The organism is Paenibacillus hamazuiensis (genome assembly GCF_023276405.1).
Classification (GTDB): Bacteria; Bacillota; Bacilli; order Paenibacillales; family NBRC-103111; genus Paenibacillus_AF; species Paenibacillus_AF hamazuiensis.
In genome coordinates this window covers 3123931-3136979 of the sequence record NZ_JALRMO010000001.1, presented here as the reverse complement: position 1 = coordinate 3136979, position 13049 = coordinate 3123931, and the positions used below count along the sequence as shown (strand labels likewise).

The 13049-nt window shown below is 57.3% G+C and carries 15 protein-coding genes; 14 read left to right on the top strand and 1 reads right to left on the bottom strand.

Annotated elements, in window-relative coordinates; all coding sequences use genetic code 11:
- Positions 1 to 13: 13 nt before the first annotated feature.
- The 14 genes from ftsY (at position 14) to MYS68_RS13760 (ending at position 11411) form a co-directional block, all read left to right on the top strand.
- Positions 14 to 1024 (top strand): signal recognition particle-docking protein FtsY, encoded by a 1011-nt coding sequence (gene ftsY, locus MYS68_RS13825; RefSeq protein ID WP_248926404.1) that lies wholly within the window; start codon positions 14 to 16, stop codon positions 1022 to 1024.
- 485 nt (positions 1025 to 1509) lie between these two features.
- Positions 1510 to 1878 carry a YlxM family DNA-binding protein gene (gene ylxM, locus MYS68_RS13820; protein WP_248926403.1) on the top strand — a complete coding sequence of 123 codons (369 nt, stop codon included), beginning with the start codon at positions 1510 to 1512 and terminating at the stop codon, positions 1876 to 1878.
- 37 nt (positions 1879 to 1915) lie between these two features.
- Positions 1916 to 3286, top strand: a complete 1371-nt coding sequence (gene ffh, locus MYS68_RS13815) for a signal recognition particle protein (protein WP_248926402.1) — start codon at positions 1916 to 1918, stop codon at positions 3284 to 3286.
- 38 nt (positions 3287 to 3324) lie between these two features.
- A complete protein-coding gene (rpsP, locus tag MYS68_RS13810; protein WP_248926401.1) occupies positions 3325 to 3597 on the top strand; it encodes a 30S ribosomal protein S16 in 273 nt (90 codons plus the stop codon).
- Between the two features lie 25 nt (positions 3598 to 3622).
- A complete protein-coding gene (locus MYS68_RS13805) occupies positions 3623 to 3853 on the top strand; it encodes a KH domain-containing protein (RefSeq protein WP_248926400.1) in 231 nt (76 codons plus the stop codon).
- A 150-nt stretch (positions 3854 to 4003) separates the two neighbouring features.
- Positions 4004 to 4525 carry a ribosome maturation factor RimM gene (rimM, locus tag MYS68_RS13800; RefSeq protein ID WP_248926399.1) on the top strand — a complete coding sequence of 174 codons (522 nt, stop codon included), beginning with the start codon at positions 4004 to 4006 and terminating at the stop codon, positions 4523 to 4525.
- Positions 4525 to 5298 carry a tRNA (guanosine(37)-N1)-methyltransferase TrmD gene (gene trmD, locus MYS68_RS13795; RefSeq protein ID WP_248926398.1) on the top strand — a complete coding sequence of 258 codons (774 nt, stop codon included), beginning with the start codon at positions 4525 to 4527 and terminating at the stop codon, positions 5296 to 5298. The genes rimM and trmD overlap by 1 nt, the downstream gene beginning before the upstream one ends.
- A 219-nt stretch (positions 5299 to 5517) precedes the next feature.
- The gene (gene rplS / locus MYS68_RS13790; RefSeq protein WP_248926397.1) at positions 5518 to 5859 is read left to right on the top strand and encodes a 50S ribosomal protein L19; all 342 of its coding nucleotides are present in this window, start codon (positions 5518 to 5520) and stop codon (positions 5857 to 5859) included.
- A gap of 75 nt (positions 5860 to 5934) precedes the next feature.
- Complete coding sequence (gene lepB, locus MYS68_RS13785) at positions 5935 to 6513, top strand: signal peptidase I (protein ID WP_248926396.1); 579 nt, start codon at positions 5935 to 5937, stop codon at positions 6511 to 6513.
- Positions 6514 to 6537: 24 nt separating this feature from the next.
- Entirely contained in the window at positions 6538 to 7416 is an 879-nt protein-coding gene (gene ylqF, locus MYS68_RS13780) for a ribosome biogenesis GTPase YlqF (protein WP_248926395.1), read from the top strand.
- Positions 7417 to 7571: 155 nt separating this feature from the next.
- Complete coding sequence (locus MYS68_RS13775) at positions 7572 to 8186, top strand: ribonuclease HII (RefSeq protein WP_248926394.1); 615 nt, start codon at positions 7572 to 7574, stop codon at positions 8184 to 8186.
- 87 nt (positions 8187 to 8273) lie between these two features.
- Complete coding sequence (locus tag MYS68_RS13770) at positions 8274 to 10739, top strand: hypothetical protein (protein ID WP_248926393.1); 2466 nt, start codon at positions 8274 to 8276, stop codon at positions 10737 to 10739.
- The gene (locus MYS68_RS13765) at positions 10736 to 11041 is read left to right on the top strand and encodes an EscU/YscU/HrcU family type III secretion system export apparatus switch protein (RefSeq protein WP_248926392.1); all 306 of its coding nucleotides are present in this window, start codon (positions 10736 to 10738) and stop codon (positions 11039 to 11041) included. Before MYS68_RS13770 ends, MYS68_RS13765 begins: the two co-directional genes overlap by 4 nt.
- Positions 11025 to 11411, top strand: coding sequence for a YraN family protein (locus MYS68_RS13760; protein ID WP_248926391.1), 387 nt, complete (start codon positions 11025 to 11027; stop codon positions 11409 to 11411). Before MYS68_RS13765 ends, MYS68_RS13760 begins: the two co-directional genes overlap by 17 nt.
- Positions 11412 to 11427: 16 nt before the next feature.
- Here MYS68_RS13760 and MYS68_RS13755 read toward each other — a convergent pair whose 3' ends face one another.
- Positions 11428 to 12981 carry a YifB family Mg chelatase-like AAA ATPase gene (locus MYS68_RS13755; RefSeq protein ID WP_248926390.1) on the bottom strand — a complete coding sequence of 518 codons (1554 nt, stop codon included), beginning with the start codon at positions 12979 to 12981 and terminating at the stop codon, positions 11428 to 11430.
- Between the last annotated feature and the right edge of the window lie 68 nt (positions 12982 to 13049).

The following is a 13049-nucleotide window of genomic DNA, read 5'->3' as shown; positions in this document are numbered from 1 at the left end:
GAGCCCTGGACCGATGAGTTTTTTTAAAAGACTGAAAGAAAGCATATCTTCCAAGGCGGAAGCCGTTACGAGCAAATTTATGGAAGGCCTCACGAAAACGAGGGATGCGCTGGTCGGCAGCGTGGAGGACTTGTTTTCGCGCCGCAAGAAGATCGACGAAGAGTTTTACGAGGAGCTGGAGGAAATATTGATCGGAGCCGACGTCGGCGTAGGCACGGTCATGAAGCTGATGGACGAGCTTCGCACGGAAGTGAAAAAGCGGAAGATCGAAAACCCGAGCGAGCTTCGCCCGGTGCTGTCCGAGAAGCTGGTCGCCTTGCTCAAAGGGGAGCAGGACGCTTCTTTGCGGTTTGCCGATCAAGGCTTGACCGTCATCCTGATCGTCGGCATCAACGGCGTCGGCAAGACGACGACGATCGGCAAGATGGCGCACATGTTCAAATCGCAAGGAAAAAAAGTGTTGCTGGCCGCCGGGGATACGTTCCGGGCCGGCGCGATCGAGCAGCTTGAGGAATGGGGCCGCCGCGTCGGCGTCGATGTGATCAAGCAGCAGGCCGGCTCGGATCCGGCCGCGGTTATGTTTGACGCGCTGCATGCGGCGAAAAACCGCGGCGCGGACATTTTGCTTTGCGATACGGCAGGCCGTTTGCAAAATAAAGTGAACCTCATGGAGGAGCTGAACAAGATTTACCGCGTCATCCGCCGCGAAGTGCCGGAAGCTCCGCATGAGGTGCTGCTTGTGCTTGACGCCACAACCGGGCAAAATGCGCTCAGCCAGGCGAAGCTGTTCGACGAAAAGTCGGGCCTGACCGGCCTTGTGCTGACCAAGCTGGACAGCACCGCCAAAGGCGGCATCGTCATCGCGATCCGCCAGGAGCTGCAGCTGCCGGTCAAATTCGTCGGCCTCGGCGAGAAAATGGACGATCTGCAGGCTTTCGATTCGGAGCAGTTCGTACACGCGCTGTTTGCCGACTTGATCCGCGAGGAACAAGATGACGAGGACGGGGCAGCGGAGAGCAAGTGAATTTTCATTAAGGTCCGGCCGGCTGGCCGGACTTGTTGTTTTTGGGTTAACCGGAACCCCAGTGCCAAGATGAATCCCTCGATATGAGGGGAGGGTACTCCCTCATCCGCTTTTGGGGTTTGTCGATAAGCGCAACAACTTGGTTTATTTCAGACGGAAATGAGCAAATCCGGCCAAATAAACTCAATTAGTTGGTTTATTATTGTACAAATCTTCCGAATCGGGCATCTGTTAAAAAAATAATACAACTGATTGGTTTTATCGAAGCTGAAGTGGCATTGGCACAGCCCGTAAGCACAGAAATTGCGCTTATTTTTCGACAGCAGGGAACTTGGATCTGCAAATGCAGCTCCCGACTCCCGGAAAATGAAGCATCGAAAAGGCGGCAAGGGGGTGGCAAGGTTTAAAGGTTGACATCCATCCCAAAATCAAATATGATATAAAAGTTGCTGTAAAGGGTTTTACCTTAACGGAGGTGAACGCCCGTGACCGATGCCGCTACTCAGCACGGAACCGAAGCGGAACCGCTCGAGAAGACGAACCGGATCAATCTGCTGTTCGATTTTTACGAGCCGCTGCTCACGGAAAAACAACAGATGTTTATGAAGGCGTATTTTCACGACGACTATTCGCTCGGGGAAATCGCAGCGGAGTTTCAAATCAGCCGCCAGGCGGTTTTTGAGCATATTAAACGCGCGGAGCAATCGCTCGCGGATTATGAAGATAAATTGCAGCTGCTGGCGAAGCACGAGCGGCGTGTCGCCGCAGCGAGCGGAATCGATCGGCTGCTGGAGACGGCCGAAGCCGATCTGCGGCAGCAGGTAAGGCAGCTGCTGGACCGGATGTTGGAATAAAGAACCCTTATTTTACCAACGGAAGAGGTGAGCTGATATGGCATTCGAAGGATTGGCCAGCCGGCTGCAAAACGTATTCAGCAAGCTGCGGGGAAAAGGCAAGCTGACCGAAGACGACGTTAACGAGGCGCTGCGCGAGGTTAGGCTTGCGCTCCTCGAGGCGGACGTTAACTTCAAGGTGGTCAAAGATTTCATCGCCAAGGTGAAGGAGAAAGCGATCGGCCAGGAAGTGCTGCAGAGCTTTACTCCGGCGATGGTCGTCGTCGACATCGTCAACAAAGAGCTGACCGAGCTGATGGGCGGTACGCAAAGCAAGCTGGCCCGCTCGAACAAGCCGCCGACGGTCATCATGATGGTCGGCTTGCAGGGAGCCGGCAAGACGACGACGACCGGCAAGCTCGCCAAGCTGCTGCAGCAGCAAAATCACCGGCCGCTGCTCGCGGCGGCGGACATTTACCGCCCTGCGGCGATCAAGCAGCTGCAGGTGCTGGGCGAACAGCTCAAGGTGCCTGTTTTCTCGCTGGGCGATAAAGTCAGTCCCGTGGAAATTGCGAAGCAAGCTCTTCAGCATGCGAAGGAGCACGGCAACGACTACTTGATCGTCGATACGGCGGGACGTCTGCAAACCGACGAAGCGCTGATGGACGAGCTGCGGAATATCGCGGCGGAAGTGAAGCCGGACGAGATTTTGCTCGTCATCGATTCGACGATCGGCCAGGAGTCCGTCAATGTAGCGGAAAGCTTCCACAAGCAGCTTGAGCTGACCGGCGTCATTTTGACCAAACTCGACAGCGATACGCGCGGCGGTGCGGCGATTTCCGTCAAAGCGGTCACCGGATGCCCGATCAAGTTCGCCGCGACCGGCGAAAAGCTCGATGCGCTCGAGCCGTTCCATCCGGAGCGGATGGCTTCGCGGATTCTCGGCATGGGCGACATGCTGACGCTGATCGAGAAGGCGCAGTCGGCGATCGACGCCGACAAGGCGAAGGAAATGGAGCGCAAGCTGCGCACGGCGGAGTTTACGTTCGACGATTTTCTCGAGCAAATGGAGCAAGTCAAGAAGCTCGGGCCGCTCGACCAAATTCTCGGCATGCTGCCGGGCGCAAACAAGATGAAGGGCATGAAGGACGTCAAGGTCGACGACAAGCAGATGGACCGCGTGACCGCCATCGTGCGCTCAATGACGAAGGAAGAGCGCGCCAACCCGGATATGATGACCTTGAACCGGCGCAAACGAATTGCGGCGGGCAGCGGCAACACGCTGAACGACGTCAACCGCTTCATCAAGCAGTTCGAGGAAATGCGCAAAATGATGAAGCAGTTGTCCGGGATGATGGGCCCGAAAGGCCAAAAGATGATGAAAAGCATGAAAGGCAAGCTCGGCAAAGGGATGCGTTTTCCCTTTTAAATAATCAAGCCGTTTATTCTATGTAGGAGGTGATATTCATGGCAACACGCATTCGTTTGAAACGTATGGGCGCTCACAAAGCTCCTTTCTACCGTGTGGTGGTATCCGATTCCCGTTCCCCGCGCGACGGCCGTTTTATCGAAGAGATCGGTACTTATAACCCGGTTGCTCAGCCGGCTATCGTTAATATCGATGAGGAAAAAGCGCTGAAATGGCTGCAAACAGGCGCTCAAGCATCCGATACGGTACGCAGCCTGTTCAGCAAAGCCGGCATCATGAAGAAATTCCACGAGTCGAAGCTTCAGAAGTAATCTCCGGTAAAGGGGTTTTACGCGGATGGAAGAGTTAATCACTGTCATCGCCAAGGCGTTGGTAGATCATCCTGATGAAGTTCGCGTCGCGGCTCGTGAAAACGAACGCGAGATCACGTATGAGCTGTCCGTCCATCCAAGCGATGTCGGGAAGGTGATCGGCAAGCAGGGGCGTATCGCCAAAGCGTTCCGCACTGTCGTTACGTCGGCTGCCGTCAAGGAAAGCAAACGTGTGAACGTTGAAATTGTTTCGTAAATGGGCTATGCTAGGAGGAGTTAGGACCATGCGTCCTAACTCTTTTGTCTTTTGCGATATACTTTTTTTGGCGAAGGTGTGAGTGAAATCCGAAGTTCGCTCGCTTTTAGTGAAGTTTCTTAGAGTCGGTTGTTGGAGGTTAGGGACAGGATGGGTGACAAGCTGTTTACCGTTGGCAAACTCGTTAATACGCACGGCATTCGCGGCGAGGTGAAAATCGTATCGCAGACGGATTTTCCCGATGTGCGGTTTGCCAAAGGAAGCGAACTGATTTTGCTCGATCCGGAAAAAAACGTGCGCGTTCCGGTGACGGTCGAATCGTCGCGATTGCATAAGAACATGTACATCGTCAAGCTGAAGGGATACGGCAGCATTAACGATGTCGAAAAATATAAAGGTTATCTTGTCAAAGTGTCCGAGGAGCATCTTGTGGAGCTGGAAGAAGACGAATATTACTACCATGAGATCATCGGCTGCCGCGTCGTTACGGACGAAGGCGAGGAGCTCGGCAGCATCGTCGAGATTTTAACTCCAGGCGCGAACGACGTGTGGGTCGTGAAACGGAAAAACGGCAAGCAGCTGCTGCTTCCGGTCATCGACGATGTCGTTTTGGATGTGGATGTCGCCGAAAAGGTCGTGCAGGTACATATTATGGAAGGTTTGCTGGACTGATGAAAATCGACGTATTGACGTTGTTTCCGGCCATGTTCGACGGCGTGTTCTCCTCCAGCATCCTGGGGAAAGCGCGGGATAAAGGCCTCGTTTCCTTCAACACGGTCAACTTTCGCGATTACTCGAACAATAAGCACAATACGGTCGACGATTACCCGTACGGCGGCGGGGGCGGCATGGTGCTGAAGCCGGAGCCGATTTTTGCCGCGGTGGAGGATTTGCTGGCCGGCGGAGATGGTGCAGAGGTTGCGGAGGACGGAGCCAAGCCGCGGGTCGTCCTCATGTGTCCGCAAGGCGAAACGTTCACGCAAAAAAAAGCGGAGGAGCTTGCACAGGAGAGCCATCTTATTTTCGTATGCGGCCATTACGAAGGTTATGACGAGCGGATACGCGAGCATCTCGTTACGGACGAGCTGTCCATCGGCGATTACGTGCTGACCGGCGGCGAGCTTCCGGCGATGGTCGTCATTGACAGCGTCGTGCGGCTTTTGCCCGGCGTGCTCGGCAACGAGACGTCGGCGGTCACCGACTCGTTCAGCACCGGCCTGCTGGAATACCCGCATTATACGCGTCCCGTCAGCTTCCGCGGCTGGGAAGTGCCGGATATTTTGCTGTCCGGTCATCACGACAATATTGCAAAGTGGCGCAAGCGGGAATCGCTCCGGCGAACGCTGCTTAAACGGCCCGATTTGCTGGAAAATTACCCGCTTACGGCGGAGGAACGCAAATGGCTGGAAGAACTGCGGGCGGAAACCGGCGAACAAACGGACTAGTTTCGAGCGGACATTTTAGCCATGAAACGGCTTTTTCCCCATGAATGGGCTCCAATTTGAAAAACCCCCGATATTGGAGTTGTTTTTTCATGGAAGCTGTGATAATATATTTAACGTTGTGGTTTTTGTTGAATACGGTGGTCCTCTACGCATATACGTTAGGCGGCATAAGCCGTCTCAGGGCGGAATGAACACCTGTGTGGAAGGAGGGAGTCATATATGAACTTAATTCAGGAGATTACGAAGGAACAACTTCGCCAAGATATCCCAAGCTTTCGCCCCGGCGATACTTTGAAAGTGTACGTAAAAGTTATCGAGGGATCCCGCGAGCGTATCCAGCTGTTCGAAGGTGTTGTCATTAAGCGCCGCGGCGGCGGAATCAGCGAAACGTTCACGGTAAGAAAAATTTCTTACGGCGTGGGTGTGGAAAGAACGTTCCCGCTTCACACTCCGAAGATTGAGAAGATTGAAGTGGCTCGCCGTGGTAAAGTTCGTCGCGCGAAGCTCTACTATCTGCGCGGTCTTCGCGGTAAGGCAGCAAGAATTCAAGAAATTCGATAAGAACAACCGGGGGCTTGTATTGTCAAGCTCCTTTTCGTTTTTTCCAATCCTTTTTCGCGAAAGGCAGAGAGCTAGATGGATCAAGAACAATCGGTGGATAACAAACAAACGACGTTGAAAAATGAAACCTGGGAATGGATCAAGGCGCTGCTGATCGCGGCCGCTCTCGTGTTTTTGATTCGGTGGCTCATTTTTGCGCCTTTTATCGTCGAAGGTCCCTCGATGGAGCCCAACTTTTACACAGGGGAACGCTTGATTGTGAACAAGATCATTTACTCGCTGCGAAAGCCTCAGCGGGGCGAAGTGATTGTTTTTCATGCGACGCCGGAAAAAGACTACATAAAAAGGGTTATCGCCCTCCCGGGGGAAACGATTCGCGTAGACGGAGACAAGGTATACGTGAACAATCAGCCGCTTGACGAGACGTATCTCAAAGAGGCGCTGGATAAAGCCGCTAAAGAGGGGAGACCTTATAACATAAGGAACTTTAACGAAAAGACCGTTCCCGAAGGGGCGATTTTCGTAATGGGGGACAACCGCTCCAACAGCGCCGACAGCCGCGATATCGGGTTTATCGAGTACAGCAAGGTCGTGGGCCGGGCGGACCTCATTTTCTGGCCGTTTAATAAAATCGGCTTCGTTCATTTCAAGTAACGTAAGCAAGGGTTGTGATTGCAAGTGACGATTCAATGGTTTCCCGGTCATATGACCCGGGCGCGACGGCAAATCGAAGAAAAACTGAAGCTGATCGACGTCGTCATCGAGCTGCTGGACGCGCGTATTCCGATGTCGAGCCGGAACCCGATGATTGACGAGATTTTGCAGGGTAAGCCGCGCCTTGTCGTCCTCAATAAATCCGATCTGGCCGATCCGGCGGTAACCGCAAGGTGGCAGGACTATTTTCAAAACGAGCTCGGCCTTAAAACGCTGCCGATCGATGCGAATTCCGGCCATCAGGTGAACCAGATCATTCCCCGCTGCAAGGAGCTGTGGGCGGACAAAATCGAGGCGCAGCTTCGCAAAGGGATCAACCCGCGGGCGATCCGCGCTTTGATCGTAGGTATTCCGAACGTAGGGAAGTCGACCCTTATCAACAGGCTGGCGGGAAAACGAATTGCCGCCGTCGGCGACAAGCCGGGGGTGACGAAAGCGCAGCAGTGGATCAAGATAGGCGAAGAGATGCAGCTTCTCGATACGCCCGGTATCCTGTGGCCGAAGTTCGAGGATCAGCTGGTCGGTTTCCGGCTGGCCGTAACGGGTGCGATCAAGGAAGAAATTTTGCATGTAGACGACATTGCGCTGTTTGCCCTGCGTTATTTGGTCGAGCATTACGGCGATGCGATGAAAGAGCGGTTCGGCCTTGCCGCATTGCCAGCGGATTCGTCCGATACGGACGAAATCGTCAAGGTGATGGAGGAAATCGGCCGCAAGCGCGGTGCTTTGCTCGGCGGCGGCAGGATCGACTATGAAAAGACGTCGCTGCTTATTTTGCGCGAGCTGCGGGCCGGCAAGCTGGGCCGGATTACGCTGGAAACGCCGGAGCTCGTTCACGCATAACTGACGCCATCGCGGCTTCCTTAAGGGAGCGCTGCGGTGGCGTTTTCGTTTGCTCCTGGGTGGGGGCGACAATTCGGACGGGCCGCGTTATAATGGGAATACGCTGCATTATGCAGGGAGTATACATACATGGGAATTAGAGGAGAAACGGACACATGCTGGAATATGAACGTGAGCTGTGGGAGAAGGGACGCACCCATATCGCCGGTGTGGACGAGGTAGGACGCGGATGTCTGTTTGGCGATGTGGTGGCGGCCGCGGTCATTTTGCCGCAAGGGCTTGAACTTGAAGGCGTGGACGATTCGAAAAAATTAAGCAAAAAACAGCGCGAAGAGCTGTACGATGTCATTATGGAGAAGGCGCTGGCGGTAGGCGTCGGCATCGTCGACGTGCCGACCATCGAGAAGATCAATATCAAGCAGGCGGCGCGCCTGGCGATGAAGATGGCGGTGGAGCGGCTGGCCGTGGAACCGGATTATTTGCTTGTCGATGCGGAAAAGGTGGATGTGCCGATCCGGCAGCTTGCCGTCATTCACGGCGATGCGCTCAGCCAATCGATCGCCGCCGCGTCGATCATCGCGAAGGTGACGCGCGACCGGCTTTGCCTGGAATGGGACTTGCAGTACCCCGAATACGGAATTGCGATGCATAAGGGATACGCCACAAAGCTGCACCGGGAGCGCATCGTAGAGCACGGTCCTTCGCCGATGCACCGCAAGACGTTTTTAAGCAAAATTTTATACGAGCAGCAGGAGCTGTTTGAGCTGTAAATATTCGCCGGCACAAAGCCGATATAACATACATAACGAAAAAGGGTCGATGGTTTGATCTGCGCCTTCGGCAGAGGGGGAACATTTATGAACATTGGCGGCATTATTCGCGGCGTGCTCGGCGATGTGCAGGCATCGGAGCCGAAAACGCTGGAGCTGAAGGTCGGTCAGGTCGTCAAAGGCGTCGTGCTGCAGTCTTTGCCCGAGCAGGAAGCGATTGTCAACATTGGCGGAGTACAGGTGCGCGCCCGGCTGGAAACCCCGCTGAAGCAAGGCGACGTGACGATGCTGCAGGTGCAGCCGGAGTCGGGAAACGGCCAGGTGATGCTGAAGCCGCTGCAGTCCTCGGATGTGCAAATTTCCGAAGATTCGCTCGGGTCGGTGCTTAAGGAGCTGGGCCTCAAGGATCAACCGGCGGCAAGGCAGCTTGTACAGCTGCTGAACCAGTCGGGAGTGCCGCTGACGAAGGAAAATGTCCAGCTGTTTATGCAGGCGCAGGCGCAAATTCCGGATCAGATCCGTGCGGACGAATGGAACCAGGCTGCGGTCATCGCTTTTCAAAAAGGGCTCCCGCTGACGAAAGAAACGATTCAGGCAGTACGTCAGACGTTATTCGGCGAGCCGATGCATTCGACGCTGGATCAGCTTGCCGCGCAGGTGAGCGACCTGCTCGGGCAGACGGAAGCGCCGGGTATGTCCGGGGAAACGAAGGATGTGCTGCAAAAGCTGCTTCAGCAGCTGAACGCGGTGCGATCGGCGTCGGCGCAGCTTACCGCAACGGGCGGGGAGCCGCAGCCGGCAGGGCCGGTGCAGACGGCCGCCGCCTCCTCCTCCGCCGAAGCCGGGCGGGGCGGAGGCGTGGTGCCGAGCGGCGGTACGGTGCCGGCGCAGGGCGGCACCGGCGTGCCGAGCGGGCCGCAGGCTGGCGTGGGCCAGCCCTCGCCGGGAGGCGCAGCGCCGGAAGCGGGCGCGGTGCCGGGCGCGGCGACGCCGGCTGTAGTGGCGTCGCGAGGCGCCGCCACACCGGCGGGCGCAGCCGGGCCCGCGCCGGCCGGCACGCAGGCGTCAGCCGTGCCGGCGTCTGCCGGCAGCGCAGGCGAGGCTGCCGCGCAGGAGGCGGCCGGAGCGGGAACGGCCGCACCGGCAGCGCGAAACGCTGCGGCCGGTTCAAGCGCCGCTCCCTCGGCGGGTGCAGCCGGGCCCGTGCCGGGCGGCGCGCAGGCGTCAGCGGTGCCGGCGTCTGCCGGCGGCACAAGCCAGGCTGCCGCGCCGGGGGCGGCCGAAGCGGGAACAGCCGCACCGGCAGCGCGAAACGCCGCGCCGGGGAGCGTTCCGCCCGGGCCACCGGCTTCCGCAGCGCAAGCGTCTCCGGCGGGCGGGCAATTGGCCGCCGGGCAGGAAGCTGCCGCCGCCGCTGGGGCGGCGCCGCAGGCCGGCGCACCGCCTGCGGCGGACTCTCCGACAGCGGAAGCTCCGGCATCACCGCTGACGCCTGCGCAGCCCTCAGGCGCCGCTCTGCAAGCGGGGAAGCCGTCGGGCCAGACGCCTCCGCTCAGAGGCACCACAGCGCCAATGAACGCTTCGGAGGCCAACGGATTCGGCATGCCGCAAAAAGCGGACACCGGAGTTAGCGGTAACGCACCGGCGGCGACGAATGAATCCTCTTCTCCGGGTGCGGATTTGGCGGGCAAATCCGGAGCCTCCGCGCACCCTTCGGGCACTGGGGAGGCTGGACGCGGGGCGTCCGCTCCTGCGTCTTCCGCCGATCGCCCGGTTCAGCCAGCGCCTTCCGAAAACAACGGTCATTGGATCGTTCGCATGCTGAAGGCACTAGGAGTCGATCATGAACATCGGGTTCATTTGATGCCGGATAAAGGCACCGCCGACGTTTTGGGACGTATGACCGATTTGCCGAATAACGTTTCGTTGTCCGTGGGAGATTTGTCGGCCGGCGACTTGCCGGATCCGGCGAAAGCCGGGGAAACGCTGAAGGGGCTGCTGATGCAGCTCGCGGCCGCTGACGATGTTCCTGCGGCCGTGAAGGAAACCGCGCAGCAGGCCGTGCAGCAAATTACCGGCCAGCAGCTGATGATGTCGAACGACCGCACGGCCATGTTTTCGCATGTGACGATGTTCGTGCCGCTTATGTCGCAAAACGGCGAGCAAACCGCAGCGATCCATATCCAATCGCGGAAAGGACCGCGCGGTGAGCTCGATGCAAATAACTGCCGCTTGCTGTTCGACCTGCGAATGAAAGAGATGGGCGACACGCTGGTTGACGTGCAGGTGGTCGACCGCATCGTCAGCCTCCATGTGCACAATAACTATCCGATTGTCGCCGGGTTGCTTGAGGCAAACCGGGAGGAGATCGCTTCTGGGATGCAGAGTATCGGCTACCAGTTCATTTCGCTCAAATGCAGCGCTTATCCGGAAAAGCTTTCCGACCTTCAAGGCGGAAAATCCGCCGGAGCTTCCGCCGACCCGGGAGCAAGCGCGGCCCTAAGATCGCTGTACAGCCCGAAATCGTACAAAGGTGTGGATATCCGCGTATGAGCGATAATAAATCGGGCATCAAAAAGGCCGTTGCGTTAAAATATGCGCCGGGCCGATCGGCGGCGCCTGTATTGGTGGCAAAAGGCCGGGGCGTCGTCGCCGAATCGATCATGAACAAAGCGAAGGAGCACGGCGTTCCGATTCAGGAAGACCCGTCCCTTGTCGAGGTGCTGTCCAAGCTGGAGCTCGAGCAGGAAATCCCGCCGGAGCTGTACCAGCTCGTGGCCGAGGTGCTCAGCTTTATTTACCGGTCGGACCAGCGGGTGAAGGAGATCAGAAGCACCGATGCCAAGATTAGATAATAGCAAGTCAGACCGCCGAAAGCTTCTCGGGGCTGAGGGGGAGAAGCTGGCTCTTGAACATATTTTGCAGCAAAATTATAAGATTCTTGCGCAAAACTGGCGCTGCCGGACCGGAGAGCTGGATTTAATCGCGGAGCATGAAGCCGTCATCGTGTTTATCGAGGTCCGGACGCGGCGCAAAACCGGGACGTTCGGCTTCGCGCAGGAATCCGTCGATTTCCGCAAACAGCGCAAGGTGCGGGAAACGGCGCAGGTGTTTTTGCAGCAGCGCAGGCTTGCGGACCGTCAAATTCGCTTCGACGTTGTGACGGTTCATATGGAACCGGATGGTACGGACCCCGAACTGCAGCATATCGTTAATGCATTTTAAAAGCCAATGCCGCCTTTTACGAAGGCTGCATTGGCTTTTTGTCGAGCGTCCGGTATTGAAGCGCCTCGGCGACGTGCTGCTCCAAAATATCCGGCGATCCGTCCAGATCGGCGATCGTTCTGGCGATTTTCAGCACGCGGTCGTGGGCCCGCACACTGAGGCCGAGCGCATCGAAGGACGCGCTGAGCAGCGAGAGCGCGGATGGCTTCAATCGGCAAAACTGCCTCAGCGGCTTGCCGGACAGCTCGCCGTTGAACTGAACCGTCAGCCCGCCGTATCTTTCGAGCTGGGCCTGTCTTGCCCGCTCCACGGCTTGCTTCATTTGGGCGGAGGAAAGCGGTTTATCCTGTGATGTGAATGCGGCGAAATCGACTCGCGGCACCTCCACATGCAGATCGATCCTATCGAGCAGCGGGCCGGAAATGCGCGAGCGGTATTGATCGATTTTGAGCGGGCTGCAGCGGCATGCTTGCGAAGCTCCGTCCGTTCCCAGATAACCGCACGGACACGGGTTCATCGATCCGGCCAGTATAAAGTGGCTCGGAAACGTATACACGGCCCGCGCCCGTCCGATCGTCACCCGCCGGTCCTCGAGCGGCTGGCGCAGCACCTCCAGCACGTTGCGCTGGAATTCCGGCAGCTCATCCAGAAACAGCACTCCACGGTGAGCGAGGCTCACTTCCCCCGGCTTGGGGATCGATCCGCCTCCGATCAGTCCCGCCGGAGAAACCGTATGATGCGGCGCCCGGAAGGGCCGCGACCGGATTAAATGCCCGCGGTCCGCCAGCTTGCCCGAAGCGCTGTATATTTTCGTCACCTCGAGCGCCTCCGCTTCGCTCATCTCCGGCAAAATCGTCGGCAGCCGCCGGATAAGCATCGTTTTACCCGTGCCGGGAGGGCCGATAAAAAGCACGTTGTGCAGGCCGGCCGCGCATATGGTTAAGGCGCGCTTCGCCTGCAGCTGGCCGCAGACGTCGGCAAAATCGTCCTGACCGGCTCCTGCCGACTCTGAGGGACTGCTTGCAGACAAGGGAAGCGAATCGTTAATATCATTAAACGCGATCGTATCGTTCATTTCCTTCAGCTCGCTCAGGTTCGACAGCGGACAAACTGCGATGTCGCGAATGAGCAGGGCTTCCTGCACATTTTGCCGGGGCAGCACGATCCGGGTCATTCCGAGTTTTTTTGCGGTGGCGACCATGGACAGGACGCCGGGGACCGGACGGATGGTTCCGTCCAAAGCGAGCTCGCCGAGTATGAGGGTTTTTTCCAGCTCCGCACCGCGAATTTGCCCGCTCGTCAGCAAGATGCCGAGGGCGATCGCAAGGTCGAAGGCGGAGCCTTCCTTGCGCAGATCGGCAGGAGCGAGGTTGATCGTAATTCTTTGCAGAGGGAAGGTGAAGCCGCAATTTTTGATCGCAGCTCTCACCCGATCTATCGATTCCCGGACGGCCGAATCCGGTAAACCGACGATAAACACCTGAGGCAAGCCGTTGCTGAGGTCGGACTCGACTTCGATGATTTTTCCTTCGATTCCGTGCAAGCATGCGCTGAGCACTTTTCCATACATGACAAAAAGCACCTCTTATCCTAAAGATTCCGGCGAAACGCGCAGCTGCACAATCACGCGCTTGCCCA

Coding starts and splice junctions, on each gene's coding strand:
- rpsP (WP_248926401.1), top strand. CDS start 3,325: ATGGCAACACGCATTCGTTTGAAACGTATGGGCGCTCACAAAGCTCCT.
- lepB (WP_248926396.1), top strand. CDS start 5,935: ATGGATCAAGAACAATCGGTGGATAACAAACAAACGACGTTGAAAAAT.
- MYS68_RS13760 (WP_248926391.1), top strand. CDS start 11,025: ATGCCAAGATTAGATAATAGCAAGTCAGACCGCCGAAAGCTTCTCGGG.
- ffh (WP_248926402.1), top strand. CDS start 1,916: ATGGCATTCGAAGGATTGGCCAGCCGGCTGCAAAACGTATTCAGCAAG.
- ftsY (WP_248926404.1), top strand. CDS start 14: ATGAGTTTTTTTAAAAGACTGAAAGAAAGCATATCTTCCAAGGCGGAA.
- rimM (WP_248926399.1), top strand. CDS start 4,004: ATGGGTGACAAGCTGTTTACCGTTGGCAAACTCGTTAATACGCACGGC.
- MYS68_RS13775 (WP_248926394.1), top strand. CDS start 7,572: ATGCTGGAATATGAACGTGAGCTGTGGGAGAAGGGACGCACCCATATC.
- rplS (WP_248926397.1), top strand. CDS start 5,518: ATGAACTTAATTCAGGAGATTACGAAGGAACAACTTCGCCAAGATATC.
- MYS68_RS13805 (WP_248926400.1), top strand. CDS start 3,623: ATGGAAGAGTTAATCACTGTCATCGCCAAGGCGTTGGTAGATCATCCT.
- trmD (WP_248926398.1), top strand. CDS start 4,525: ATGAAAATCGACGTATTGACGTTGTTTCCGGCCATGTTCGACGGCGTG.
- MYS68_RS13755 (WP_248926390.1), bottom strand. CDS start 12,981: ATGTATGGAAAAGTGCTCAGCGCATGCTTGCACGGAATCGAAGGAAAA.
- MYS68_RS13770 (WP_248926393.1), top strand. CDS start 8,274: ATGAACATTGGCGGCATTATTCGCGGCGTGCTCGGCGATGTGCAGGCA.
- MYS68_RS13765 (WP_248926392.1), top strand. CDS start 10,736: ATGAGCGATAATAAATCGGGCATCAAAAAGGCCGTTGCGTTAAAATAT.